We start from the raw sequence: 25,262 nt of genomic DNA, 5'->3' as shown, positions 1-25,262 counted from the left end.
TCCATCGCGTGGCGATACTGCGCCGACCACTCATGGTTCTCCACCCTCCAGTACGACAGTCTGGCTGAATACGTAGCCTTCGCTCCGCACCGTCTTTATGTACGTCTGCTCACGTGCCCCGTCGCCCAGGCGCTGTCGCAATCGACTGACGAGAAGATCAATGGAGCGGTCAAAGACCTCCGCGTCCCTGCCCTGGGTAAGGTTCAACAGTTGGTCGCGGCTCAGTACGCGCTGCGGATGATCGATGAATACACGCAGGAGCCGGAACTCGGCGCCGCTCAATGGATATGCCGTCCCATCCGTGTCCAACAAGTGGCGTGCGGTTGTATCCAATCGCCAGTCACCGAACCCGATCCATCTACTGGCCTCGGAGACCTGGAGATTCGGGGGCAGCATGCGCGCGCGCCGGATGACGGCATTGATGCGTGCCAGAAGTTCACGCGAGGAAAAAGGCTTGGTGACGTAGTCGTCGGCTCCCATCTCAAGGCCGATGATCCGGTCGGTCTCGTCGTCACGGGCCGTGAGCAATACCACGGGAACAGCGCGGTGCTTTCCCGCGCGAAGGTTCCTGCAGAGCGCCAGGCCATCTTCACCCGGCATCATCACGTCAAGCACGACCAGATCCACGTCACTGGTATCCAGGACACCCCGCATCTCGCGTCCGTCCGCTGCCAGACTGACGCGCAGGCCATTTCGCTTCAGGTAGTCGCCCACCATCTGCCGGATGTCGCGGTCATCGTCGACGACAAGGATGTGATCGGTGTGTGGCGACATGCGTCTGGGCTCCGGAGGTTCGACCACGAGTGGCCGTGGATCTGTCGCAGCGGATGGTAGCGCCAGCGGACCGCCGGGCAGCGGACTGGAGTCCGCTTGTTTGTATCGGAATGTATCCATGGGTCGTTTTCAGGAAGAGGCCGACAAATCTCCCTGTATTCGGACACGTCTCGGATACCGGGTGGGCGCGGAATGCGTCCATCGCCAGCGGGACCACCCGCAGGCACCTATCCGAAGGAAACGACCATGAGCAGGACCGAACTCACTTCTCCCAAGGCTGCCCTGGTCTTTGGTGGCTCCCGCGGCATCGGTGCTGCCATTGCACGCCGTCTAGCCCGTGAGGGCTACGCCGTTGCCCTGACCTATGCGTCACGTGCCGACAAGGCCGCCGAAGTCGTCGCGGCGATCCAAGCGGACGGCGGCCAGGCCATCGCGCTGCAGGCCGACGCGGCAGATCAGCACGCGATCACTGCCGCAGTCGCCGATGCCACGGCGAGGCTGGGCACGCTGCATGTGGCTGTCGTCAATGCGGGCATCTATCAGGGCGCTCCGCTCGACCGGTTCCCGGTCGACACGCTCGACCAGATGCTTTCGATCAACGTCCGCGGTGTCTTTCTCGCCATCCAGGCTGCCGCAGCCAGGATGGTCGATGGTGGCCGCATCGTCACCATCGGCAGCAACACGGCACAACGCAGCGGCGCCCTGGGTGGCAGCGTCTACAGCATGACCAAGGCTGCCGTGGCCACGCTGGTGCGGGAGCTGGCGCTGGACCTCGCACCGCGCCGTATCACCATCAACAACATCCAACCTGGCCCCATCGAGACCGATATCACGGCCGCCTTCCTGGACCATCTGATCCAGCGCAATCCGCTCAAGCGCGTCGGCCGCCCGGAAGAGGTTGCGTCGCTCGCCGCATACCTGGTCAGTGCCGACGCGAGCTACATGACCGGTGCCAGTCTCACGATGGACGGCGGCTACTCCATCTGAATCTCCTTGCGGCGCACGCACTCACGCGCGCCGCACTCCCGTCCTGCTCCCTGCAACCACCCTGCTGGAGGAATCACCATGTCCACGATCACCCCATCGCCCACCTCCCCCTTCCGCCGCAGCCTGCGCGGCCTGTCCTTGCTGATGGCTTCCTGGCTGATGCTCAGCGCCACCGCTCTGGCAGAGCCGGCAGCCCGGACCGCCTCACCGGCACTGCCGCCAGCGCTGATCGCCAACAAGCACGTCAATGCCGGCGACCTGCGTATCGGCTACGCAGACCTGGGTCCTGCCGATGCCGAGGTCATCATCCTGCTGCACGGTTGGCCGTATGACATCAACAGTTACGCCGAAGTCGCGCCGCAGTTGGCGGCGCGTGGCTACCGCGTGATCGTCCCGCACCTGCGGGGATACGGCACCACTGCATTCCTCTCGGCGGACACACCACGCAATGGGCAGCCTGCGGCCCTCGCATCGGATGTCATCGCGCTGATGGACGCCCTGAAGATCCGTCGGGCGACGCTGGCGGGCTACGACTGGGGTGCACGCTCTGCCGACATCGTGGCGGCCATATGGCCGGAGCGGGTCAAGGCCCTGGTCTCGGTCAGCGGTTACCTGATCGGTAGCCAGGAAGCGGCTCGCACGCCGTTGCCTCCGTCAGGCGAACTGCAATGGTGGTACCAGTTCTACTTCGCCACCGACCGCGGCCAGGCGGGGTACACGCAGTACACCCATGACTTCGCGAAGAAGATCTGGGAGTTGGCGTCCCCGCAATGGAAGTTCGATGACGCCACGTTCAAGCGCAGTGCCAGTGCGCTGGACAATCCGGACCATGTGGCCATCGTCATCCACAACTACCGCTGGCGTTTGAGCCTGGCCGAAGGCGAGCCGAAGTACGCAGCGTTGGAACAGCGCCTGGCACAGGCGCCGGCCATCACGGTGCCCACGATCACTATCGAAGGCGATGCCAACGGCGCGCCGCACCCGAAGCCCGAAGCGTACGCGACCAAGTTTGTCGGCAAGTACGAGCATCGCACCTTCACCGGTGGCGTTGGCCACAACCCTCCACAGGAGTCGCCCACCGAGTTCGTCCAGGCGGTCGTCGACGCCAAACACCTGTGAGCAGAAGGGATAGCCGACATGAAACCGTTCCAGACCCTCGTACTTGCATCGCTGGTCGCCGTCACCGTCTTCGGTCTGGTGGGCGCGGTACAGGCGTACGACAGTTCGCGTCCCGCCTCACCCATCTACGGCGTACAGCTTCCCGATGGCTACCGCGACTGGCCGGTGATCGCTCCCGCACAGGAAGCCGCGCCGCTGGATGAGTTGCGCGTCGTAGTCGGCAACCCCACGGCGATGCGTGCGTACCGCGAGAACCTGCGTCCGTCCCCCGACGGCACGGTGCTGGTGAAGCTGGCCTGGAAGCACGAACAGTCGCCGGACTTCGCACCGGCCTCTGTTCCCGGTGCCGCCACCACGGTGCAAGTGATGGTCAAAGACGCGCGCAAGTACGCAAGTACCGGTGGGTGGGGCTATGGACGCTTCATCGATGGAAAGCCTGTGGATGAAGCCCAGCACACGACCTGCCATGCATGTCACGCGGCCCGTGTGAAGGATCGCGACTACGTCTTCACCCGGTACGCCCGCTAGACAAGACCTCTCTCAACTTCTTTCGACTGGAGATATCCCATGAACGCACTCGATACCGTGTTGTACACAGCAAAGACTCACACCATTGGCGGCCGTGAAGGCCATGCCCGCAGCGACGATGGTCAGCTTGACGTTGCCCTCTCGCCTCCCGGTAGCCGACGTCCTGGTACCAATCCCGAGCAGTTGTTCGCGGCGGGCTGGTCGGCCTGCTTCGAGGGCGCAATGGGTATTGCTGCCCGCAAGCTCGGCGTTGCCTTGCCACCCGAAACCGCCATCGATGCGGAAGTGGACCTCGGCAAGGTTGGCGAGGAATACCAACTCCAGGCGCGCCTGGCCATCTCGCTGCCTGGAGTTCCGCCGGGGCAGGCCCAGGCCATCGTCGATGAAGCGCACCGCACCTGCCCGTATTCCAAGCTTTCACGCGGCAACATCGACGTCTGGATCCGACTGGTCTGATGACGTTGTAACCGAGCTTGTCCAAAGAGGTATCAGGGCGATCCGGATACGAAAGGCCGGGTCGCCGGACACAACTCGCTGACACACACGCGATGGAATGAGCACCTCCATCGCGCTGCGGAACTTCCCATGATCGAATATGCATTGGCCGCCCTGGCGGGCATGGCCACCATCCTCTCTCCCTGCATCCTTCCGATCCTTCCGATCATCCTGGCAACAGGGGCCGGTCGCGACCGTGGGACACCCTTGTGGATCATCGCTGGCTTCGTCGGCAGCTTTGCCGCCAGTGGCATCCTGCTTGGCGTTCTGGCCGCCTCATCGGGCGAACTGCAGGCGAGCATTCGTACCAGCTCGATCGTCGTGCTGATGTTGGCGGGCCTGGCATGCTTCTGGCCGGTGCCGTTCGAGCGCTCGATGGCATGGGCGCAGTCGCAATGGAATCGGGTGAAGCCCGTGGCCCCGACCCTGGCACACGCCAGCGGTCGGCCGAGCGCACTGCTGATAGGTGCCTCACTCGGATTGGCATGGACACCTTGCGCCGGACCGGTCCTGGCTTCGGTGCTGGCACTGGCCGCCAGCTCACAGGCGCCGGCCAAAGCCAGTGCATTGCTCGGCCTGTACGCGCTGGGCGCAGGCATCCCCATGTTGTTGATTGCCTATGGAGGCCGCTGGATCAATTCACGCCTCTGGTTCCTGCAGAGACATGCCGGTCTGTTGCGAAAGAGTTTTGGCCTCATCGCCTTCGGTGTCGCCGTCCTCCAGTTGCTGCAGTACGACGTCTTTGTATCCGCTTGGGCCACCCAGTGGCTTCCTCCCCTCTCCCAAGGACTCTGAAACCATGAAGAACCTCGCATCTCTCGCGACCATGCTCGCTGCATGCGTCTTTGCCGCCGCCTGCTCGCCGAATGTGCAGGCCGACCCCGTCCAACCCACACACACCGCGCCCGCACCCATGGCGCCCGACTTCAAAGGCATCAACGCCTGGATCAACTCGTCGCCCAAGAGCATGCATGACCTGCGTGGGAAGGTGGTGCTGGTCGAGTTCTGGACGTACTCCTGCATCAACTGCGTCCGGGTGATGCCGTACGTCAAGCAATGGCATGCGAAGTACAAGGACCAAGGACTGGTCGTGATCGGCGTGCATACGCCGGAATACGGCCACGAGAAGAGGCTGGGCAATCTGCGCGCCGCGACCCAGCGTTTCGGCATCACATACCCCGTTGCCCAGGACAACGAATATGAGACCTGGAACGCCTACGGCAACCGGTACTGGCCCGCGATGTACCTGATCGACCAGCAGGGTCGCATCGTGTATCAGCACTTCGGGGAGGGCCAATACGAGGAGACTGAGGCGAAGATTCGTGCGCTGTTGAGCGCTGGAGCCGATCCACCGCGTTCGACTGGCGCGAGATAGGGCCTCCGGCCATGAGCGTCCTGCATCTTTCCCCTCTGCGGGCTTGTTGGCGTCACGTTCCAAAGGTGCGGACGCTCGAATTCCGGAATCCTGTGAGAAGAATATGAAAAAGCGCTGGCTTGTAACCGGAGGTTCGCGTGGTCTTGGCTTGGCACTCGCTGAGGCTGTCTTGGCAGCGGGTGATCGCGCCGTGGTGACGGCTCGCGATCCATCACGACTCCAACACCTGGTCGACCGGCATGGCACTGCGATCCGCACGGCCAAGCTGGACGTGACCGACTCCGTGGCCGCGGCGTGTGCCGTGCAGGTTGCCAAGGATGCTTTCGGCGGTCTCGATGTGCTGGTGAACAATGCCGGCTACGGGGGCGTCGCTTCGGTCGAAGACGCAACGCTGGATGAGTTCCGGCGTCAGATCGAGACCAATCTTTTCGGCACGATCATCATGACGAAGGCCGCAATACCGGCCATGAGAGCACAACGGAGCGGCCATATCATCCAGCTCTCATCCGTGGGAGGGCGCATCGGCGCGCCGGGTCGCGCGGCTTACTCCGCGGCAAAGTGGGGCGTGGAGGGCTTCTCCGAGTCGCTCGCTCTCGAGATGGCACTCGTGGGGGTCAAGGTCACCATCGTGGAGCCAGGTGGGTTCCGGACGGACTTCGCCGGCGCTTCGACATCGCTGGAAGAGGGCCGTCCGGAGTACGACCAGATCGTGGGCGCCACCGTCAGGAAGCAGCGTGCCTACGATGGCAACCAGCCTGGAGACCCGGCGCGTGCGGCGCAGGCGATCATCCGCATCGCCAGCCTGGCGTCGCCACCGTTGAGGATCGCGCTTGGCACTGATGCGCTTTCCGCAATCGAGCATGCCGACAAAACCCGTCTCGAAGAACGCACAAGATGGCGGTCGCTAAGCACGTCGACCGACCACCGTTGAGACCGGCTTCCGGTCAATCGCGACCGTCATTGGATGTCGAGGCACAGGGCTTCGTGCCGACGTCATGCCGACATTGCAGCGTGCGCTTCCGGACGGCTCAGGGCACAGGCACGAAGCGCAGGCCCACCCCAGGCTCCGTCGCGATGTACCGCGGTGCGGTGGCGTCGTCGTGCAGCTTCTGCCGCAGTTTGCCCACCAGGATGCGCAGGTAGTGGGTGTCGTGCTGATGGCTGGGACCCCACAGCTCGCGCAGGATCTGCGGTTGCGTCACCACGCGGCCGGCATGCTGCAGCAGCAGCGCCAGCAGGGCGAACTCCTTGCGGCTCAGCACCACCGGTTCGCCCTCCAGCGTCACTTCGCGGCGGCCGAGGTCCACGTGCAGGTGGCCGTCGTCGAACAATGGCATCGCAGCATCCGTCGGGGCGATGCGTGCGCGCAGCAGGCCGCGGATGCGGGCCATCAGTTCCTGCACGCCGAACGGTTTGGTGACGTAGTCGTTCGCGCCGCCATCCAGCGCGGCGACCTTCTCGCCTTCGCCGCTGCGCACGGTCAGCATGATCACCGGTACCTGCGACCACTGCCGCAGCTCGCGCAGCACCTCATGCCCATCCAGGTCGGGCAGGCCGATGTCCAGCACCACCAGGTCGGCACCGTGCGCGGCCAGTTCCGCCAGCCCGGCATGCCCGCTGTCGGCCAGCGCCACCCGGTAACCCTGCGCGCGCAGGCTGATGTCGAGGAACCGGCGGATCTGCGGTTCGTCGTCGATGACCAGCACGCGCGCCGGCGGCGCGGAGGCAGTGGACGGGGGTGCGGTGTAGGTCAAGCCGGTTCCTGCGGCGTGGGTGTCAGCAGCGGCAGGGTAATCCGGATGACCGTGCCGCGGCCATCCGACCCCGGCAGCGCCTGCACGCTGCCACCATGCGCGCCCACCATACCCTGGCAGATCGCCAGGCCAAGCCCCGTGCCTTGGCGGCCACGGTCGCCGCGCTCCACGCTGTAGAACATGTCGAAGATGCGCGCGCGTTCGTCTTCCGGAATGCCCGGGCCGCGATCCCGCACATCGATGCGCAGCGCACCGTCTACGAGCTTCGCATCGAGCTGCACCGGTTCTTCCGGCGGCGAGAACTTCGCCGCGTTCTCCAGCACGTTGAACACCGCCTGCTCGATCAGCGCCGGGTGCACCCAGATCGCCGGCACGTCCGCGGCGACCGTGGTCTGCACGTGTACGTCCGGTTGGTAACGCTGCAGGCGCGACACCGCCGACCCCAGCAGTTCGTCCACGCCGATCCAGTCGCGGTTGAGGGTGAGGCCGCTGTGGCCGAGCCGCGTCATGTCGAGCAGGTTCTGGATATAGCGGTCCAGCCGCTCGCCTTCCTGCTGGATGGTCTCCAATAGGGCGCGCCGGTCGTCTCCGCCCATCGCGTCCCAATAACTGGCCAGGCTGCTGGCCGAGCCGATCATCGAGGCCAATGGCGAACGCAGGTCGTGCGAGACCGACGACAGCAGCGCCGAACGTAGGCGTTCGGTCTCGCCACCGACGCGCGCGTCTTCCAGTTCGGCCACCAGGCGCGTGCGCACGACCGCCTGCGCGATGTCCTCTGCCATCGCCTCGGCCAGACGGCGCTGCTCCGGCAACAGGCGCACCTCGTCGTCGAAGCGCAGGCCCAGCACCCCCAGGCTGCCACGATCACTGCGCAGCGGCAGGAACCAGCGTCCCGCGCCGGCCAGCGTGTCGGTATGCCGCCCGGTAGGCTGGCCATGCTGCTGCGCCCAGTCGGCAGCGGCGCGATCGATCTCGCTCAACGCGATGCCGTCCGGCTCCTCACGTCCCTGCACGCGCAGCCACGCCTCGGCGGACAACGCGCGCGCCAGCGCCTTGCGGCCAGCGACCAGCACCTGACCCAGGTCCGCCGCGCCGGCCAGGTCGCGGGCCAGCGCCTGCAGCGCGGTGGCCTGCGCATTCGCCGCGCGCAACGCTACTACCTGCATGCGCAGGCGCGAGGCCAGGCGTCCGGCGACCAGTGCGGCCACCAGGAACAGGAACACCGTGGTTACGCCCTGTCGCGCGCCGATGTTGAAGGTGAAGCGCGGCTCGATGAAGAAGAAGTTGTAGGCCAGGAAGCTCAGCAGTGCGGCTACCACCGCGGCCGTCATGCGCGTGCGCGCCGCCACCAGCACCACCGCGACGATGAAGACCATCGACAGGTCGTCAAGTCCCACCCAGCGTTCGGCTACCGCCGCCACGCCGACCGCCAGCGCCGAGGCCATCGCGGCGAAGCCCAGGTCGTGCCGGCCCAAGAGCTCCGACAGGCGCGTCCCGCCACGGCGCGAACGCGCACGCGCCTCCGGCGTGCTGATGATGACCAGTTCGTAGTGCGCGCCGCGCTGCAGCAGCTGCTGGGTCAGCGTGCGGTTGAACATGCGCGCCACCGGTCGCTCGCGCGTGCGCCCCAGCACCAGCGTGGAAGCGCCATTCTGGGTGGCGTGGTCGAGCAGCGCATCGGCGATGCGCGCGCCGCGCAGCACGTCGGTCTCCGCACCCAGCCGGCGCGCGAGTGCGAACGCTTGGTCGATCTCGCGCTGGCGCGCATCGTCCACGGCATCGGATACCTGCACCGTCACCACGCTCCACGGCGCGTCGCGGCGTTCGGCGATGCGGCGCGCAGCGCGTACCAGGTACTCGGACTGGCCCAGCCCGTCGATCGCCACCAGCACGCGCCGGCGCAGCGGCATGCCCGGCAGGCCACGGGCGGCCTGGTCCTCGCGCAGGTCGGCGTCGACGCGGTCGGCGGCGGTCTGCATGGCCAGTTCGCGCAACGCGATCAGGTTGGACGGCGAGAAGAACGCCTGCAGCGCCTGCGATGCCTGTTCCGGCAGGTAGACCTTGCCCTGGTGCAGGCGTTCGATCAGCTCACGCGGCGGCAGATCGACCAGCACGATGTCGCGCAGGCGGTCGAACACGGCATCCGGCACGGTCTCGCTGACGCGCACGCCGGTGATCCGGTGCACGACATCGTTGAGGCTTTCCAGGTGCTGGATGTTGATGGTGGTGTGCACGTCGATGCCGGCGTCGAGCAGTTCGATCACGTCCTGCCAGCGGCGCTCGTGGCGGCTGCCGGGCGCATTGCGGTGGGCCAGCTCGTCCACCAGCGCGATTTGCGGGCGCCGTGCCAGCAGCGCGTCCAGGTCCATCTCCTCCAGCCAACGGCCCTGATAGGCCACGCGCTTGCGCGGCAGGATGTCCAGCCCCTCGGTCAACGCCGCGGTTTCGCCACGGCCGTGCGTCTCCACGATGCCGACCACCACGTCCCTGCCCTGGCGACGCAGTTCGCGGGCGCGCGACAGCATGGTGTAGGTCTTGCCCACGCCCGGCGCCGCGCCCAGGAAGATCGTCAGCCGCCCGCCCTGCTCGCGCTGCAGGTGGTCGATCAGGGCATCGGCCTGGCGTTCGCGGGCGTCGGTCATGTGCCTATTCTGCCTGTTGTCGTTATGCGTCCATCGCGCGCCGCATCCGGAATGCGGTCAGCGCAGTGGCACATGGTGAGCCAGCACCACGACCACCGCGGCATAGCCGATGGCGGCCATCAAGAGGACGGTCCGGAACGCCACCTCGCGGCGCCAGGCGCCGAGGCGTCGTTTATGACCGGCCAGGCCCTTGGGACATCGGTCGTGGTCCATGGTGCATTACTCCGGTTTTCCGGCCCCATCCAGGGCCAGGTTGAGTTCCAGCACGTTGACGCGCGGCGCGCCGAGCAGGCCGAACTGAGGCGCCGTGGTGTGCTCGGCGACAAGGCGCTCGACCTCGCTCACCGGCAACCCGCGGACGCGAGCGACGCGGGCGACCTGGATCCGCACGGCGGCCGGGGAGAGATGCGGATCGATGCCCCCGCCGGACTGGGTCACCAGGTCGCTGGGCACCGCATCGGGCGCCACACCTTCGCGCGCGGCGACCGTGGCCCGGGCTTCATCGATGCGGCTGCGCAGGTCGGGGTTGGTGCGTGCCTGGTTGCTGCCGGCCAGCGCCATCACGTCGTACTTCGCGGCGGACGGACGCGACTGGAAGTAGCGGTCATCGGCGAACGGCTGGGCGACCAGCGACGAGCCGATCACCTTGCCGTCGCGCTCGATCAGGCTGCCGCTGGCCTGGTGCGGGAACAGCAACGAACCCAGGCCGGTGCCGGCCAGTGAGTACAGCAGGCCGAAACCGAGCAACGACACGCCGGCCAGCACGAGGGCCGGGCGCCAGACCGGCGCAGCGTCAGTGGGATAAACGGATGGGGTGTTCATGGGAAGTCCTCAGGCGCCGGTGATGGCGGCCAGCAACAGGTCGATGAGCTTGATGGCGGCGAACGGCAGCAGAACGCCACCGACGCCGTAGACCAGCATGTTCCGGCGCAGCAGCGCCGTGGCGCCGGCCGGACGGAAGCGCACGCCGCGCAGCGCCAACGGGATCAGCAGCGGGATGATGACGGCGTTGAAGATCAGCGCCGCCAGCACGGCATTGGTCGGGCTCGACAGCTGCATGACGTTCAACGCAGCCATCGACGGGATCGCCCCGGCGAACAGCGCCGGCAGGATGGCGAAGTACTTCGACACGTCGTTGGCCAGCGAGAACGTGGTCAGCGCGCCGCGGGTGATCAGCTGCTGCTTGCCGACCTCGACGACTTCCAGCAGCTTGGCCGGGTCGGAGTCCAGATCGACCATGTTGCCGGCCTCCTTCGCCGCCTGCGTGCCGGAGTTCATCGCCAAGCCCACGTCGGCCTGGGCCAGCGCAGGCGCGTCGTTGGTGCCGTCGCCGACCATCGCGACCAGGCGGCCACCGGCCTGTTCCTGGCGGATGCGCGCCAGCTTGTCTTCCGGACGCGCCTCGGCGATGTAGTCGTCCACGCCGGCTTCGGCCGCAATGGCGGCGGCGGTCAACGGGTTGTCACCGGTGATCATCACGGTACGGATACCCATCGCCCGCATGTGGGCGAACTTCTCCTTGATGCCGTGCTTGACCACGTCGGAGAGTTCGACCACGCCCAACACGTGGTTGCCGTCGCTGACGACCAGCGGGGTGGCCCCGTTGCGTGCGACCTGTTCGACACGCGCGGTGAGTTCGGCCGGCGCACTGCCGCCCAATGCCTTCACGTGCTGCAGGATGGCGTCGGCCGCGCCCTTGCGGATGCGGCGTGCGCGGCCGGGGCCGTCACCGGCCAGGTCCACGCCGGACATGCGGGTCTGCGCGGTGAAGGCGACGAAGTGCGCCTGCGCCGGATCCACGAGCGTGGCACCCTGCTCGCGCGCCAGACGCACGATGGACTTGCCCTCCGGCGTGGGGTCGGCCAGCGATGACAGCATGGCGGCATCGCGCAGCTGTTCGTGATCGATGCCGGCCAGCGGATGGAACAGCGTGGCCTGGCGGTCGCCATGGGTGATGGTGCCGGTCTTGTCGAGCAGCAGTACATCGACGTCACCCGCGACTTCGACCGCCTTGCCCGACTTGGCCAGCACGTTGGCGGCCAGCGCACGGTTCATGCCGGCGATGCCGATGGCGGGCAGCAGGCCACCGATGGTGGTGGGAATCAGGCACACCAGCAGCGCGACCAGCAGCAGCGGATCGAGCTTCGCGCCGACGAAGCCGGCGATGAACGGCAGCGTGACCACGACGATCAGGAAGGTCAGCGTCATCGTCATCAACAACAGACCGAGGGCGATCTCGTTCGGCGTCTTCTGCCGGTTGGCGCCTTCGACCAGCGAGATCATGCGGTCTAGAAAACTATGGCCGGGTTCGGCAGTGATCTTCACCACGATCTCGTCGGACAGCACCTGGGTGCCGCCGATGACGCCGCTGCGGTCGGTGCCGGCTTCGCGCAGCACGGGTGCCGATTCGCCGGTGACGGCGGATTCGTTGATGGTGGCCAGACCCTTGACGATTTCGCCGTCGGCCGGGATCTGTTCGCCCGCGGACACGATGACGTAGTCGCCGGGCTTCAGCTCGGCCGCGGGAAGGCGGCGTTCGGCGCCACCCAGCGGCGTATCGATGCGGCGCGCCACCAGGTCCTTGCGGGCGCGGCGCAGCGACGCCGCCTGGCCGCGGCCGCGCGCTTCGGCGACGGCTTCGGCGAAGTTGGCGAACAGTACGGTGACGAACAGCAGCACGGTCACCGACCAGCCGATGCCTGGCGTGGTGGTGCCGGCCAGCGTAAGACCGGCGGTCAACAGTGTGCCCAGCCAGACCACGGCCATGACCGGGTTCTGGAAGGCGTGTTGCGGGGCCAGCTTGGTGAAGGAGCCGATGACGGCAGCGCGGAAGCCCGCGCTGTCGAGCAGGGCCGGCGCGCGGCCGGCGTGGCGTGAGGGAGCAGAGGAGTGGGTCATGTCGGTGTTCTCAGAGCGCGCTCAGGGCCAGGTGGTCGGCAACGGGGCCGAGGACCAGTACGGGCATGAACTGCAGCAGGGTCAGGATGACGACCACGGCGATCAGGGTGAGCGCGAAGGTCGGGGTTTCCACCTTGAGGGTGCCGGGGCCTTCGGGCGTGGCGCGCTTGCGCGCCAGCGAACCGGCGATGGCCAGCGGGATGATCAGCGCGGGGTAGCGGCCCAGCGCCAGCATCAGCGAGGCGCTGAGGTTCCACCAGTACGTCGCGTCGCCCAGGCCCTCGAAACCGGAGCCGTTGTTGGCGAACGCCGAAACGTACTCGTAGAACACCTGACTGATGCCGTGGAACTCCGGATTGGAATTGCCGGTGATCGAGGGCACGGCCAGCGTGATGGCGGTGAAGCCCAGCAGCGCGAGCGGCTGCAGCAGCACCAGCGCGGCCAACAGCTTCACTTCATGCGCTTCGATCTTGCGGCCGAACAGCTCCGGCGTGCGGCCGGTCATCAGGCCGGCCAGGAACACGCTGAGCAGCAGGTAGACGAGGAACTGCTGCAGGCCGCACCCGATGCCGCCCCAGATCGAGTTCACCAGCATGTTGCTGATGGGGACCAGGCCGGTCAGCGGCGCCAGCGAGTCGTGCATCGCATTGACCGAGCCGTTCGAGGTCTGCGTCGTGAAGGCCGCCCACAGCGCGGACGGCGCGGCGCCGAAGCGCACTTCCTTGCCCTCCATCAGCGCGATGTCGCTGGACGTGCCGGACAGGCTTTCGGACCACACGGCCGTGCCGGCGGAGACCAGCGACATCGTCAGCATGGTGCCGAACACCAGCGCGGTGAATTTCCTGCGCCCGGTGAAGCTGCCCACCATGAAGGCGATGCTGACGGGGATCAGGATCAGGGCCAGCGTTTCCAGCAGGTTGGAGAACGGCGTGGGGTTTTCCAGCGGCACGGCGCTGTTGGGGCCGTACCAGCCGCCGCCGTTGGTGCCGAGTTGCTTCACCGCGACCATCGGCGAGACGGGCCCCAGGGCGATCTTCTGCTCGGCCATCTCCGCGCTCGCGTCGATCGGCGTGGCGACCGGACCGCCGTCCAGCGTGGCGGGCACGCCCTGGCTCGTCAGCGCCAGCGACCACACCAGGCATAGCGGCAGCAGGAAGCGCACGGTGGGACGGATGACATCGGCCCAGTAGTTGCCGACATCGGCATCGCTGTTCGTGTTCGTCGCAGCATCCTTCTCTCGCCCACCGAACAGGCCGCGCAAGGTGGCGGCGACCAGCGCCAGGCCCATCATCGGCGTGATCACCTGCAGGCCCACGATCGCGCTGGCGTGCGCCAGGTACGACAGCTGTGCCTGGCCGGAATAGTGCTGCTGGTTGGTGTTGGTCAGGAACGACACCATGGTGTGCAGCGCCAGGTCCCAGCGCATGTTGGGGATGTCGTTGGGATTGAGCGGCAGCCAGGCCTGGGTCATCAGGACGACCCACACCACCACGCCCAGCACCAGGTTGCTGAGCAGGAAGGCCTTGGCATAGCCCTTCCAGCCCATGCCCTGCGCAGGATCGACGCCGAGCAGGCGGTACAGGGGGCGTTCGATCAGGCCGAACAGCCGGTCGCCACGCATGGGCGCGCCGCGCATCACCGCGGCCAGGTAGCGGCCCAGCGGCCAGCCCAGCGCGATCGCGAGCGCGAAAACAAGGAGGAATTCAGTCATGGGAGTCGTCCATCGGCGTGCGTGCACGCCGGGTGATCAGCAGGAACAGAAGACCGGCGCCGGCGAGCAGGCTCGCCAGCCCCAGGAACAGGTAGAGGAAGGACGCGAGCACGGCCGCCGTCAGAACGAGGCCTGCAGCGCCGCTTCCACGCGCGAGCCGGCCAGCCCCGGGAACAGCGTCTTCGCGCTGCTGTCGGTGGCGTGCGCAGTAACGCGCAGCTCGAACGGCGCCTTGAACGCCCACACGGCGCCCAGCTGTGCGTGTGCGTAGCTGTCGTCATAGGCGTCGTCCAGCCAGTAGTAACCGGCGGCAGCTTCCAGGCGGACCTGTTCGCTCAGCGGAAACTTGGCGCCCAGCTGCGCATAGGCGCCCGCTTCGTCGGTCGCGAGCGCTTCGGTGGAGTAGCCCAGCTGCGCCCAGTAGTTCTGCTTCCAGGTCAGCGTGCCGATGGCCTCGGTCCAGTTGAGGTCGACCGTCGTGGACGGATACCGGTAGTGGGTGAGGTTGACGTCGAGCGCCCAGTCCTCGGACAGCGTCCCGCCCCAGCCGACGGTGACGTCGATCTCACTGCTGGCCTTCGTTTCCGGGGCGAACTCGACGTTCGAGCCCCAGATCGCGCCGTACAGACCGTTGTCGGCCGTGGCCTTGAAGCCCGCCTGCACCGCAGGATCGCCCTGCGTCTGCGTGGTGCCACGCCACACGTAGTCGGTGGTGATGGCGCCGGAACCGGTGAAGTTGGCAGCCGTGGCGGACGAGGCGACGGCCAACAGCAGACCGGCGGCGAGGGAAGAAACGACGAACGCAGGCACTCGCCTGCGTGAAACGGAGGAAATGAAAGACATGAGTGCGATCCAGGCGGAAGACGTTCCGCCGACCGCGAAAGTCTGGTCCCGCACCGCGTAAAGCCGCCATGTGCTTCCCGCGAACCGCCGTAAATTCGGCGTAAAGCCGCCCCGCGCCCCGCGCCCTGCCTCAGCCGGTCGTGCGCGCCTGCGGTGACGGCGTGCCGAGCACGTGCTCGGCATCCTGGTCGAACACGGGTGCGGCGAACGGCGCCGGGCCCGGCGTGCGCCCGAACGCGATGGGCCGGGTGACGCCACGGTAGCTGCCGACGACGGGATGCGCGATCTCGGCCACCATGTCCTCGGCCAGCACCTGCGGGTGCTCGAACATGTCCTCGACGCGGCGCGCGGCTGCACAGGGCACCTCGTCGCCGAAGTGGGCTTCCCACTCCATCGCGCTGCGCGCCTGCAGCGCCGCATGCAGCTGCGGCACGATCCCGGCGGCGTGCTGGGCCCGCTTCCGCACGGTGTCGTAGCGTGGATCGTCCGCCAGTGCATCCAGCCCGGTCAGCCGGCACAGCGCCTTCCAGAAACGTTGCGTGTTCGCGGACAGGTACAGGTAGCCCTCGCGCGCGGGATGGATACCGGTGACGCCACCCGACCGCATGTCGCGGCCGATGTCCAGCGCCTCGCCTTCGGCCCAGATCATGCGCGCGGATTGCATGGTCAACGCACTGCGCAGCAGCGACACGCCGACGAACTGGCCAAGCCCGCTGCGTTCACGCTCGTACAGCGCCGACGACACGCCGGCCGCGAGCAGTGCGGCCGCGTAGTAGTCCACCACCGAGCCGTAGATGATTTCGGGTGCACCGCCGCGCTTGCCCTGCAGCGTGCACATTCCGGTCATGGTCTGCAGCACCTGGTCGTAGCCGGCCTTGTCCTTCATGGGCCCGTGCTCGCCATAGCCGGTGACCGCGCAGTAGATCAGGCGCGGATTGATCACCGACAGGCGGTCGAAGTCGATCCCGAGACGCTTCGGCACGCTGGGACGGAAGTTGTGCACCAGCACGTCGGCTTCGCGCACGAGTCGCAGCAGCGCGGCGTGCCCGGCCGGCTGCTTCAGGTCCAGTACCACGCCCTGCTTGCTGCGGTTCACGCCGAGGAATGCCCGGCTCTCCTTCTCCAGGGTGGACGGGTACTGGCGCAGGTTGTCGCCGTCCGGCGGCTCCACTTTGATGACGTCGGCGCCCTGGTCGGCCAGCAGCGTGCAACCGTAGGGGCCGGCGATATAGGCGCTCAGGTCGAGCACTTTCACGCCGCTGAGCGGCCCCGCCGGACCCTGGCGAAGACGCGAACGGAAGGGAGACGCGTTGTCCATGGAAGAAGCCTCCTTCAGCCGCCGCCGCGACGGCAACGACAAGTCTGTGCCACGCGGCGGGCCGGATACAGCCAGCCGCCGTACTTTCTTCTGCCACAAATTCTTGCGAGCGCCGGTGTCTTCATGCCGGCGGCAATGACAGCCAGGTGAGGCGCCAGGCGCCATCCACGCGGCCACCCGCGCGGTAGTACGGCCAGAACAGCAGGGGCGCGCGATAGCCCAGTTGCATGGCGATGCCCGCGCCTTCTTCGCCGTCGCTGACGGGCAGCACCTGCAGCCAATCGTCCTGGGGACCATCCGGCAGCCGGATGGTCTCCTCGGTCTTGAAGCCGTCGATCAGTTCGGTGGCGTAAACCAGCGCGCCGCGCGTCAGGCCGACATAGCGCAGGTCCAGCACCTGCTGCCTGACCTCCCCCCCGTCCGGCGCGCGCGACTCCTGCACGTTGCGCAGCGCGTGATGGTGCAGGACCGGTCGCAGCGGGAACACGATGGTCAGCAGGTCGCCCGCGCTCCAGCGCCGTGTCACGCTGGCGAAGGTGCCGGGCACCACGTCCGCGTCCACCGCCTCACCATTTACGCTGATGGTGGCGCCCTGTGCCCATGAGGGCACGCGCAGGCGCACTTCGAAGCTGGCGTCATGCTCTGGCTCGACTTGCAGCGACACAGTACCGTCGAATGGATACGTGGTGTGCTGGCGCAGCCGCAATGCGCCCGCACGCGGATGTACCAGACGCGCTTCGCCTGGCCCGTACAGATTGAGGCTCACCGCGTTGCCGGCCTGCGTATACGCGATGGACGGCAGCTCTTCCAACGCCATCGCGCCGCTGGACTTGCAGCAACGCCAGTAAGTGGTATGCACGCGCCGCCCATTCGGGAACGAGTAGTAGCACCAGTCCTCGCCGTTGGGCGCGTGGGCACCGAGAAGATCGTTGTAGGCGGTGCGCTCGATCTCTTCGGCGAAGCGCGCCTCGCCGGTCAGCCGCAGCAGTTCGCGGTTGAACTGGATCCACGACAGCAGCGAGCAGGTTTCCACGTAGGCATTCGGGCTGAAGCTGCCGCGCGCGTTGAACACTTCGCGTGAACGATGGGCGACGCCGCCCCAGGGTCCGCCGCCCAGGGTCAGGTGGTGCTCGCGGATGTTCTGCCAGATATGCTCCAGCACGTCGCGCAAGCCGGCATCGTCGGTGGCGCGGCACAGCTTCACCAGCGCGACCAGGTTCCACAGCAACTGGTAGGCCTTGCCGGTGGCGATCTCGGAGGCGTCGGCGCCGGTGTCGAGCGCAGGCAGCAGGCGCAACGCCGGGTGCGCGTTCGCCTGCTCCAGTACGCGCTGCGCGAGCGCGAGGAAGCGCGGCTCCGCGGTTTCCGCATGCAGCTCCAGCGCAGCGTCCATCAACACCGTGGCCGACATGCCGTGGTGGTTGCCGAGCGTGGTGATGTCGATGCCGGAAGCCAGTGCCTGCGCGCACAGATCGGCGATACGCGCGGCGGCCTGCGTGTAGCGTGGATCCTGCAGGGCGCGTGCGGTTTCGACCAGACCGAGGATCAGGTAGGCATGCACCCAGATGTCCCAGGTGCGCAATGCCGGCGCGCCATCCCAGCTCGGCGGCTTCGGCGGCTGCGGATGAATGAAGCGGCGTTCTTCCGCGTAGGTGCCCAGGTAACCGTCGGCTTCCTGCACGGAAAGCAGATAGTCGGCGACGCCGCGCAGGTTTTCCCCCAAGGCCGCATCGCCGCTGCGAGCGTAGGCGCGGGCCGCGGCCGACAGCCACTTGCCGGCGTGTTCGCCGTACCAGTCGCCTTCGGTGTTGCGCGCGCGATGCTCCGGCGAGAACAGCACGATGGCCGGACTGTCCGGCGCGGTGATGAAGTGCGAGAGGCGGCCCCGCAGGTTGGCATCGAGCGCCGCGCCCAGGATGCCGCCAAGCACGACGGACGGCGACACACCGGAGGCGGTCGCGCTCATGCAGCGTCCACCACGCAGCGGAAACCGATGCGGCCGGAGCGATCCTTGCCCGGTGCCATCAGCAGCAGCTTGCCGTGCTGGTCCAGCCGCTTGGCCTGGGGGAAGTACCAGTGCGAGGTGCGCGGCTCGTAATCGCTGCCTCCGCGCACGATGGCGGCGCGCGTGTGCTCGTCGTGGAACTCGTCGGTCCACTGCCAGACATGACCCACCAGATCCATCACGCCATACGGACTGGCGCTTGCAGGATACGCACCGACATCGGCCGGCGGCGGCAACGTGCGGCCGCGGAACACCGGCGGTGCGGCATCGTCACGCCACGCATCGCCCCATGGATACAGGCGGCCGTCCGTGCCCTGCGCGGCGTACTGCCATTCCCAGCCGTGCGGGAGTCGCTTGCCCGCCCACGCGGCGTACGCGCGCGCATCTTCCAGCGACACCCAGGTGACAGGCTTGTTCTCCCAGCCGGCCTGCGGCGCGCCGTTGCGCCAGTCGCGCAGGAAGTGCTGTGCGTCGCGCGGCACATAACCGGTGGCGTCGATGAACACTTTGAACTGCGCATTCGTCACCAGGTGACGATCGATGTGGAACGCCGCGACCTGCATGCGGTGGCGATGGTGGCGACGCGCGGTCGGTTCCCACGGGAACTGCACGTCCACGCCTTCCCACACCTGCCCTTCGATCTCGATGCCCTGCACGGCGAACAGGAACTCGCCCGCCGGAACCGTCACCATGCCGTCCGGCGCAGCGGTCTGTGGCTGGGTCGTTGCGATCGGCTGCAAGGTCTGCGGCAGTGCGGTCCATCGTGCGGACAGCGACGCCAGCGGTGTCGCCGCGTGGCCCGCCATCTGCGCGAGGAACACCTCCAGGCCTTCTTCTTCCACGCCCGCCCGCAACGCCAGCAGCGCGCCGAAGCCGCGACCTTCCAGCGACGTCTCCAGGATCGCCTGGCCGTCGATGATGCGTGGCTGCAGCACCGTGCCGTTCCACAGGTCGAAATAGCGCGTGCCGTCGACATGCGGCACAGCCAGCTGCTCACCGGCGATCACGTACTCGTGACGATTGACCAGCGTCCACAGCGTGCGCCCCTCGCCCGGGAAGCGGCTGGCGAAGATGCCGGCCTGCAGCGTGCGATCGTACGGTCGCCAGTCCAGGCTGACCAGCAACGATGGGAAGCGGCGGTAGATCGCAGCAATGCGGCGCAGCGATTCGGCGTCGCGCGGGGTCAACTGGTTCCACAAGCCCCACACGTTTTCCCAGGCGTTGTAGCCCACGCCATTGAAGAAGATGTACTGCAGATCGTGGTTGCGGTCGCGGCCCCAGCGGTTCTCGTAGTTGATCATGTGGCGCGGTTCCAGCCACTTGAACTTCGCCACCGGCGGCACGACTTCGTTCGGCGCCTTCTTGCCCCAGCTCTGCACGTTCCAGATCAGATGCTCCTCGGCGCTGATCGTGGATTCCGGTTGCACCACCACGGGATGGCCGAGCGCATCGCAGGCGTCGAAGAACGCGCGCGGCACGCCGTTGTAGGTGTCGCCGTTGATGCCGTCCGCGCCGACCGCCTTGACGATCTTCGCGATGGCCTGCCAGTCCGGCTCGCCTTCGTCGCGGGTGCCGTTGTCCCACGGCATGGTGGTGAGGAACACGCGCACGCCGCGGCGATGGAAGTCGTCGACCGCGCCGCGCAGCGCTTCCAGCCCGCCAGGCAGGCTGCGCGCGAAATCGAACTGGTTGCGGTCGTCCACGCCGATGTTGGGGTACACGCACCACAGCAGCACGCTGTCCAGGCCGCCGAAGCGGGCGTCCAGGTCATCGAGGTAGCGATCGACCGTGTAGCGGCCGGCGGCGGGATCGTAGAGGTAGCGGTCCTCGACCATCACCTGCGCATGCACGAAGTTGCGCTGCGCCCACTGCAGTTCCGGCCGGCGGTAGTTGGCGTCGTCGTAGCCGATGCGGGTCAGGTGTTCGCGACGCCAGTCCTTCAGCTCGGCGACCCAGTCGTCGGCGGACGCGTTCGCGTCGATCTTCCATTGGCCGATGTCGGCGAACGGCCAGCCTGGCGCCTTGCCCGGCGTGGGCAGGTAGCGCTGGGTGGTGACGTGGGAAAACTTGTACTCGGTCTTCACTGGCGATGGCAGCGCGTCGGTGGTGTCCGGTACGTCGGAAGGATCGGGGGACGTGGGGGAATTCATGGGATGGGTCTTTCAATCGGAAGCGGGGATACCGCAATACGCGGCGAGGGCAGCCTTGTGCTCGGGCGCATCGACCTGCGTGGCCAGCCATGCAGCGACCTCGTCGCACGTCGGGATGCTGGCCTGCGCACCCAGGCGCGTGCATGCCAGGGCCGATGCCGCGCTGGCGAAGCGTAGCGCGTCCGCCAGCGATGCATGCTGCGCCAGCCGGGCGGCGAGCGCACCGCAGAACGTATCGCCCGCGGCCGTGGTGTCCACGGCATCGATGCGGAACGCCGGCTGCAGGAACAGTTCGCCCCCGCGCCTGGCGACACAGCCGCGGGCACCCAGCGTGGCGACCACGCACGGCACCGGCAGGCGCGACATCTGCGCGACCAGTGTGCCGGGACCGGCAAGCGCAGCGAGCTCGCCTTCGTTGACCACCAGCAGGTCGACGTCCTGCAGCAACAAGGGAGGAAGCGTGGTGGCGGGCGCGGCGTTCAGCAGCACGTGCACGCCGGCAGCGTGCGCCACGTGCGCGAAGCTCGCCACGGCATCCAGTGGTGTTTCAAGTTGCAGCAACAGGTGGGTGACGCCAAAGAGGGACGGCAGATGGTGCGGACGCAGGGCCGCGTTCGCGCCCGGGGCCACCGTGATCGCATTTTCCGCATCGTCAGACAGGCAGATGAAGGCGGTACCGCTGGCCACAGCGGGCACGCGGACGATGTGCGTTGCCACGCCCGCGTCCGTCAGTGCGGCTTCCAGCACCGTGGCGTAGGGATCATCGCCAAGCGCCAGCAGCATGCGCGTCGCCACGCCACCCGCACGCGCACAGGCCACGGCCTGGTTGGCGCCCTTGCCCCCGGGGAAGGTGGCGAAGTCGCGACCGAGTACGGTTTCGCCCGGCGCGGGCACATGCGGCGCGCGGACAACGAAATCCAGGTTGGCCGAACCGGCCACCAGTACCGGCGCCTTCATGGCGACACCGCTGAATAGACCTGCCGGTAGAACGGTGCCGCGATCTTCGGCAGCGCGGGGGCGCCGTCCGTCGGCAGGTGCTGCGACATGAGCACGATCACCAGCTTGCGGCTACGGTCGATGGTGAACCACGTGGACGCTGCGCCGGACCAGCCGAACTGCCCGTGCGAGCCGGGTCGCGTGGTCTTCGCGGTATCGGTGACGACGTAGCCGCCCAGGCCGAAGCCCTCGCCCGCTTCCGGGTAGGCGACAGGCGGATCGAAGCGCGCGAGCTGGTCCTGCATCATCTGGTCCACGGTCGATGCCTGGAGCAGGCGGATGCCATCCAGTTCCCCGCCGTTGGCGAGCATGCGCGCAAAACGCAGGTAATCGGCAGCGGTCGAGTACAGGCCGCCCGCACCGCTGCGGTAGGCACGCAACGGAATGCCCGGCTCGCGCGCGGAAGGCGTATCCGCCAGCACGCGATGGCCCTCGGCATTGCGCGTGGTCAGCGCCATGATGCGTCCTCGCTGCGATGCCGGCACCCGGAAGCCGGTGTCGCGCATACCGAGGGGCGCGAAGATCCGTGTCTGCAGGAACACATCGAACGGCGTTCCACTGGCCACCTCGACGACCCGCGCCAGTACCTCGCTGTTGACGCCGTCGTACCGGAACCGGGTGCCGGGTTCAGCGGCCAGCGGCGCGCGCGAGACACGGCGTGCGTAGTCCGCCAGATCTTCCGCGTCTTCCGGCGCCTGTTGCTGAAGCAATGCCGACGCCACCCGGATGTCGTCGCCGCCAGTGGCGAAGCCCGCCGTATGGATCAACAGATGGCGCACGGTCAAGGGGCGATGCACCGCCATGCGGTGTGGCTTCGCTTCGTCGCCACCCGACACGCGCTGCAGATCGGCGAACTCGGGCAAATGACGTGCGACCGGATCATCCAGCCGCATTCTGCCCTCTTCCACCAGCATCAACACCGCCACCGAGGTGATGGGCTTGGTCATGGAATAGATGCGGAAGATCGCGTCTTCGCGCAGGGGCGTGCCCTGCAGATCGGCCTGCCCCATGACGCGGTGATAGACCCGCGCATCCTTGTGCCAGACATCGGCCACGACACCCAGGTATCCCCCCTCGCCTGTCGCCTGCCGGAGCTGCTCATCCAGCCCATCGGGCGACGCTGCCGGCTGTGCCGCGGCGAGCCAGGGCAGAACAAGCAGTGCCAGGCCGAACCAGAGCCGCCCACGGCCACCTGTGTGCACAGGTGGCGTGGGGGCGACAAGCTTGGCCGGCATCCGGCGTGGGGACAGCGAAGGATCCAAGATCAGAACGTGATGGTGTGGGTGATGGACACCATCCTGCCACGGCCCGCCCAGTAGTTCTGGAAGCCTTCCAACTGAGACCAGCTGAGGATGTACTGCTTGTCGGTCAGGTTCTCGATGCCGAGCGAGAACTTGCCGAAACGTTCGGTCTCGTAGTTCACGCCGAGGTCGAACAGGGTGTAGCCGTAGGTGTTCTCTTCATACTCGAACTCGCGGCCGTCGAAGTCCCGCACATCGCTGCCCGAAAGATGACGGTCCGCCAGTCGCGTTGCGCCCAGCGTCACGTTGCCATTGGGCAGGAAATTCCAAGTCACCGACGCCGAGATCTTGTCCGGGTTGATGTCCAGCACGCCCATCGGCTTGTTGAGCCCACCAGCGTCGTAGTCGCCATTGGGCGCGGCAGCCCAGAACGCGGTCTTGCCGCGGATGCGCGAGTACAGCGCGCTGACTTTCCACTGCTCGTTGAAGCGCCAGTCGCTGCTCAGTTCGACACCCTTGATGCGCGTGGGTGCACGACTGAGGATGAAGTCGTTGTTGTTCGGATCGATCGCCAGCGACGTGCCGAACGGCGTTTCGGAATCGTAGTGCGAGGCACTCAATGAACCGCGCTCTCCGCGCCAGTTGATGCCGAACTCGGTGTTGTCCACCACGATGGCCGCGATGTCGGCGATACGGTCAACCGACTGGCCTTCCACGCTGATGTTGCGCAGTGGGATGCCGATGTTCGGCAGACCGAAGCCCTCGCCGTACGACGCGAATGCCGACCACTCGTCGGTGATGCGCCAGATGGCACCGTAGTTGACCAGGTTCTCCTTGTACTGCACACCGCCGCCCTGCACGAACACGCTGTTGCGGTATGGCGTGGTGGTGTAGCTGTCGACGTGCAGGTCGCCATCCTCGCGACGGTAGCCGCCGCTCAGCGTCACCGGGCCGATATCCCAGGTCAGCTGGGCGTAGGGCGCCTTGCTCTCGTACTCCATCGGCGGTACCCACAGGCGGTTGGTCAGCGCGAGGCGTTGCTGCGCGGTGTCCTTCACCAGGTCGATGCCGGTCCGCAGTTCAAGCCCGGACACGTTGAACAGTTCCGAACGCGTCCAGCCGATGCGGAAACCCTTCTTCTCGGTGACGATCTCGGACTGGTCGAAGATGCGGTCGGCTTCGTCGAAGTCGTCGTCCACCTTCACGAGCTGCTTGTCGTCTCCGTTCTCGGGCAGGTAACGCATCGCCTGGTCGGCATAGTAGGCGTCCACGCCCAGCGTGCCGCCGAGGAAGTTCCCGTGCGTGTACTTCACCGCATACTGCTTGAAGTCGTTGAATTCGGCCTTCTGGCCGAAAATCTGCCCGCGCTCGGACGTATTGGTGACCGGCACCGGGCAATCTTCGTCGACATAGCGGCAACCCTCGACCTGGACGTAGTTGCCCTTGCCTTCGATCTTGAAGTGGCTCAGGGTCGCCTGCAGGCGCTGCTCGCCGCTTTCGCCGAAGTTGATGCCTCCCTTCAGGAACAGGTTCTTGGCCTCCGAGTCGGATACCGAACCGCTGGTGTTCATGCCGATGCGGCGACCATTGCCGTCGTAGGAAATGCCACGGTCGATGATGGAAGCCCCGCCCAGGAAGTCCACGTTGTCCTGCTTGTAGGCGTGGTTGACACCCAGTTTCCAGCCGGCGCTGTCGTCGCCGAACTGGCTGGAGTATCGCGAAACCACGGTGGTCTCGTGACCTTCCTTCTCCGGCACCTTGGAGAGGTAGTTGATGATGCCGCCGGCGGCGCCGATGCCTTCGGACGCAGACGGCCCGTTGATTACTTCGATGCGCCCCACCATGCCCATGTCGGTGAACGTCGCATTGCGTCCGCCTTCGCGCAGCGGTGAACCCTGCGGCACGCCATCGAACAGGCGCAGCGCGATGCGGCCGCGCAGCGTCTCGCCAGTGTTGCTCATCGCCTGCGACGATTCCGCGTATCCGGGAACGGTACGCGCCAGCACCGCGGTCGCATCTTCGGTCACCAGCAGGGTGTGCTGGATTTCTTCGCGCGATACCAGGGTGATGGCGCCGGGAATCTTGTCCACGGCTTTCGGCGTGCGCACGCCGGTCACGATCACCTGGTCCAGGTCGACGGCATCCTTCGCCCGCTCTTCTTCGGCTGGCGCGTCCTGCGGCAGCGGGGTGTTCTGTTGGGCCTGGACGCTGGCGCTGACCGCGGCGGCCAGCAGGAAAACGCCGAACGCGGCGGGTACCTGTTTCATGGTCTGTTCTCGGAATGCTTCGGTGGACGGCACGGCGGCACAGCAGGCGACCGCTCCGTGACAGGGATGTGCGTGCAAGAAAGGCCGCAAGGGACGGCCGGCGTGCCCAGCGTTCCTCCCAGACGCTTGAACCCGACGATGTTCGAAGCGTAGGCGGAC

Annotated in this window: 21 protein-coding genes; 7 read left to right on the top strand and 14 right to left on the bottom strand. The window is 67.0% G+C overall.

What is annotated here, in order from left to right:
• Positions 1 to 30: 30 nt before the first annotated feature.
• The gene (locus FB548_RS03360) at positions 31 to 774 is read right to left on the bottom strand and encodes a response regulator transcription factor (RefSeq protein WP_142123324.1); all 744 of its coding nucleotides are present in this window, start codon (positions 772 to 774) and stop codon (positions 31 to 33) included.
• A gap of 246 nt (positions 775 to 1,020) precedes the next feature.
• Between FB548_RS03360 and FB548_RS03355 the strand changes: the two genes are divergently transcribed.
• The 7 genes from FB548_RS03355 (at position 1,021) to FB548_RS03325 (ending at position 6,209) form a co-directional block, all read left to right on the top strand.
• Positions 1,021 to 1,761, top strand: a complete 741-nt coding sequence (locus FB548_RS03355) for an SDR family oxidoreductase (protein ID WP_185741957.1) — start codon at positions 1,021 to 1,023, stop codon at positions 1,759 to 1,761.
• A gap of 78 nt (positions 1,762 to 1,839) precedes the next feature.
• On the top strand, positions 1,840 to 2,880 hold the full coding sequence (locus FB548_RS03350; RefSeq protein WP_142123323.1) for an alpha/beta hydrolase: 1,041 nt from the start codon (positions 1,840 to 1,842) through the stop codon (positions 2,878 to 2,880).
• Between the two features lie 18 nt (positions 2,881 to 2,898).
• Complete coding sequence (locus FB548_RS03345; RefSeq protein WP_142123322.1) at positions 2,899 to 3,408, top strand: cytochrome P460 family protein; 510 nt, start codon at positions 2,899 to 2,901, stop codon at positions 3,406 to 3,408.
• A gap of 39 nt (positions 3,409 to 3,447) precedes the next feature.
• Complete coding sequence (locus FB548_RS03340; protein ID WP_142123321.1) at positions 3,448 to 3,864, top strand: organic hydroperoxide resistance protein; 417 nt, start codon at positions 3,448 to 3,450, stop codon at positions 3,862 to 3,864.
• Positions 3,865 to 3,993: 129 nt separating this feature from the next.
• Complete coding sequence (locus tag FB548_RS03335) at positions 3,994 to 4,698, top strand: cytochrome c biogenesis CcdA family protein (RefSeq protein ID WP_142123320.1); 705 nt, start codon at positions 3,994 to 3,996, stop codon at positions 4,696 to 4,698.
• A gap of 4 nt (positions 4,699 to 4,702) precedes the next feature.
• Positions 4,703 to 5,278, top strand: coding sequence for a thioredoxin family protein (locus FB548_RS03330; RefSeq protein ID WP_142123319.1), 576 nt, complete (start codon positions 4,703 to 4,705; stop codon positions 5,276 to 5,278).
• Between the two features lie 103 nt (positions 5,279 to 5,381).
• Positions 5,382 to 6,209: an oxidoreductase gene (locus FB548_RS03325; RefSeq protein ID WP_142123318.1), complete on the top strand. Its 828-nt coding sequence runs from the start codon at positions 5,382 to 5,384 to the stop codon at positions 6,207 to 6,209.
• Between the two features lie 97 nt (positions 6,210 to 6,306).
• Here FB548_RS03325 and FB548_RS03320 read toward each other — a convergent pair whose 3' ends face one another.
• The 13 genes from FB548_RS03320 to FB548_RS03265 all read right to left on the bottom strand — a co-directional run bounded on the left by FB548_RS03320 (position 6,307) and on the right by FB548_RS03265 (position 25,103).
• Positions 6,307 to 7,032, bottom strand: coding sequence for a response regulator (locus tag FB548_RS03320; protein ID WP_142123317.1), 726 nt, complete (start codon positions 7,030 to 7,032; stop codon positions 6,307 to 6,309).
• Complete coding sequence (locus FB548_RS03315) at positions 7,029 to 9,674, bottom strand: sensor histidine kinase KdpD (RefSeq protein WP_142123316.1); 2,646 nt, start codon at positions 9,672 to 9,674, stop codon at positions 7,029 to 7,031. The genes FB548_RS03320 and FB548_RS03315 overlap by 4 nt, the downstream gene beginning before the upstream one ends.
• Positions 9,675 to 9,731: 57 nt before the next feature.
• Complete coding sequence (locus tag FB548_RS18720; RefSeq protein WP_185741956.1) at positions 9,732 to 9,887, bottom strand: hypothetical protein; 156 nt, start codon at positions 9,885 to 9,887, stop codon at positions 9,732 to 9,734.
• A 6-nt stretch (positions 9,888 to 9,893) separates the two neighbouring features.
• On the bottom strand, positions 9,894 to 10,496 hold the full coding sequence (gene kdpC, locus FB548_RS03310; RefSeq protein WP_142123315.1) for a potassium-transporting ATPase subunit KdpC: 603 nt from the start codon (positions 10,494 to 10,496) through the stop codon (positions 9,894 to 9,896).
• A 9-nt stretch (positions 10,497 to 10,505) separates the two neighbouring features.
• Positions 10,506 to 12,572 (bottom strand): potassium-transporting ATPase subunit KdpB, encoded by a 2,067-nt coding sequence (gene kdpB, locus FB548_RS03305; protein ID WP_142123314.1) that lies wholly within the window; start codon positions 12,570 to 12,572, stop codon positions 10,506 to 10,508.
• 10 nt (positions 12,573 to 12,582) lie between these two features.
• Entirely contained in the window at positions 12,583 to 14,283 is a 1,701-nt protein-coding gene (kdpA, locus tag FB548_RS03300; RefSeq protein WP_142123313.1) for a potassium-transporting ATPase subunit KdpA, read from the bottom strand.
• A gap of 120 nt (positions 14,284 to 14,403) precedes the next feature.
• Positions 14,404 to 15,126 (bottom strand): TorF family putative porin, encoded by a 723-nt coding sequence (locus FB548_RS03295; RefSeq protein ID WP_142123312.1) that lies wholly within the window; start codon positions 15,124 to 15,126, stop codon positions 14,404 to 14,406.
• Between the two features lie 130 nt (positions 15,127 to 15,256).
• Positions 15,257 to 16,444 carry a CoA transferase gene (locus FB548_RS03290; protein ID WP_142123311.1) on the bottom strand — a complete coding sequence of 396 codons (1,188 nt, stop codon included), beginning with the start codon at positions 16,442 to 16,444 and terminating at the stop codon, positions 15,257 to 15,259.
• A 121-nt stretch (positions 16,445 to 16,565) separates the two neighbouring features.
• Positions 16,566 to 18,410 carry a beta-L-arabinofuranosidase domain-containing protein gene (locus tag FB548_RS03285; RefSeq protein ID WP_142123310.1) on the bottom strand — a complete coding sequence of 615 codons (1,845 nt, stop codon included), beginning with the start codon at positions 18,408 to 18,410 and terminating at the stop codon, positions 16,566 to 16,568.
• Positions 18,407 to 20,599 carry an SUMF1/EgtB/PvdO family nonheme iron enzyme gene (locus FB548_RS03280; RefSeq protein WP_142123309.1) on the bottom strand — a complete coding sequence of 731 codons (2,193 nt, stop codon included), beginning with the start codon at positions 20,597 to 20,599 and terminating at the stop codon, positions 18,407 to 18,409. Before FB548_RS03280 ends, FB548_RS03285 begins: the two co-directional genes overlap by 4 nt.
• Before the next feature lie 12 nt (positions 20,600 to 20,611).
• Positions 20,612 to 21,556 carry a ribokinase gene (locus FB548_RS03275; protein WP_142123308.1) on the bottom strand — a complete coding sequence of 315 codons (945 nt, stop codon included), beginning with the start codon at positions 21,554 to 21,556 and terminating at the stop codon, positions 20,612 to 20,614.
• Positions 21,553 to 22,857: a serine hydrolase domain-containing protein gene (locus FB548_RS03270; protein ID WP_221625900.1), complete on the bottom strand. Its 1,305-nt coding sequence runs from the start codon at positions 22,855 to 22,857 to the stop codon at positions 21,553 to 21,555. The genes FB548_RS03275 and FB548_RS03270 overlap by 4 nt, the downstream gene beginning before the upstream one ends.
• A gap of 2 nt (positions 22,858 to 22,859) precedes the next feature.
• Positions 22,860 to 25,103, bottom strand: a complete 2,244-nt coding sequence (locus FB548_RS03265; protein WP_142123306.1) for a TonB-dependent receptor — start codon at positions 25,101 to 25,103, stop codon at positions 22,860 to 22,862.
• Between the last annotated feature and the right edge of the window lie 159 nt (positions 25,104 to 25,262).

The organism is Pseudoxanthomonas sp. 3HH-4, from assembly GCF_006716465.1.
Classification (GTDB): Bacteria; Pseudomonadota; Gammaproteobacteria; order Xanthomonadales; family Xanthomonadaceae; genus Pseudoxanthomonas_A.
This window is presented reverse-complemented; position numbering and strand designations above follow the sequence as displayed.

What these genes read in the sequence shown, in the direction of transcription:
- kdpC (WP_142123315.1), bottom strand. Translation starts at nt 10,496, where the DNA reads ATGAACACCCCATCCGTTTATCCCACTGACGCTGCGCCGGTCTGGCGC.
- FB548_RS03295 (WP_142123312.1), bottom strand. Translation starts at nt 15,126, where the DNA reads ATGTCTTTCATTTCCTCCGTTTCACGCAGGCGAGTGCCTGCGTTCGTC.
- FB548_RS18720 (WP_185741956.1), bottom strand. Translation starts at nt 9,887, where the DNA reads ATGGACCACGACCGATGTCCCAAGGGCCTGGCCGGTCATAAACGACGC.
- kdpB (WP_142123314.1), bottom strand. Translation starts at nt 12,572, where the DNA reads ATGACCCACTCCTCTGCTCCCTCACGCCACGCCGGCCGCGCGCCGGCC.
- FB548_RS03325 (WP_142123318.1), top strand. Translation starts at nt 5,382, where the DNA reads ATGAAAAAGCGCTGGCTTGTAACCGGAGGTTCGCGTGGTCTTGGCTTG.
- FB548_RS03280 (WP_142123309.1), bottom strand. Translation starts at nt 20,599, where the DNA reads ATGAATTCCCCCACGTCCCCCGATCCTTCCGACGTACCGGACACCACC.
- FB548_RS03360 (WP_142123324.1), bottom strand. Translation starts at nt 774, where the DNA reads ATGTCGCCACACACCGATCACATCCTTGTCGTCGACGATGACCGCGAC.
- kdpA (WP_142123313.1), bottom strand. Translation starts at nt 14,283, where the DNA reads ATGACTGAATTCCTCCTTGTTTTCGCGCTCGCGATCGCGCTGGGCTGG.
- FB548_RS03275 (WP_142123308.1), bottom strand. Translation starts at nt 21,556, where the DNA reads ATGAAGGCGCCGGTACTGGTGGCCGGTTCGGCCAACCTGGATTTCGTT.
- FB548_RS03355 (WP_185741957.1), top strand. Translation starts at nt 1,021, where the DNA reads ATGAGCAGGACCGAACTCACTTCTCCCAAGGCTGCCCTGGTCTTTGGT.
- FB548_RS03340 (WP_142123321.1), top strand. Translation starts at nt 3,448, where the DNA reads ATGAACGCACTCGATACCGTGTTGTACACAGCAAAGACTCACACCATT.
- FB548_RS03335 (WP_142123320.1), top strand. Translation starts at nt 3,994, where the DNA reads ATGATCGAATATGCATTGGCCGCCCTGGCGGGCATGGCCACCATCCTC.
- FB548_RS03285 (WP_142123310.1), bottom strand. Translation starts at nt 18,410, where the DNA reads ATGAGCGCGACCGCCTCCGGTGTGTCGCCGTCCGTCGTGCTTGGCGGC.
- FB548_RS03350 (WP_142123323.1), top strand. Translation starts at nt 1,840, where the DNA reads ATGTCCACGATCACCCCATCGCCCACCTCCCCCTTCCGCCGCAGCCTG.
- FB548_RS03265 (WP_142123306.1), bottom strand. Translation starts at nt 25,103, where the DNA reads ATGAAACAGGTACCCGCCGCGTTCGGCGTTTTCCTGCTGGCCGCCGCG.
- FB548_RS03330 (WP_142123319.1), top strand. Translation starts at nt 4,703, where the DNA reads ATGAAGAACCTCGCATCTCTCGCGACCATGCTCGCTGCATGCGTCTTT.
- FB548_RS03315 (WP_142123316.1), bottom strand. Translation starts at nt 9,674, where the DNA reads ATGACCGACGCCCGCGAACGCCAGGCCGATGCCCTGATCGACCACCTG.
- FB548_RS03290 (WP_142123311.1), bottom strand. Translation starts at nt 16,444, where the DNA reads ATGGACAACGCGTCTCCCTTCCGTTCGCGTCTTCGCCAGGGTCCGGCG.
- FB548_RS03345 (WP_142123322.1), top strand. Translation starts at nt 2,899, where the DNA reads ATGAAACCGTTCCAGACCCTCGTACTTGCATCGCTGGTCGCCGTCACC.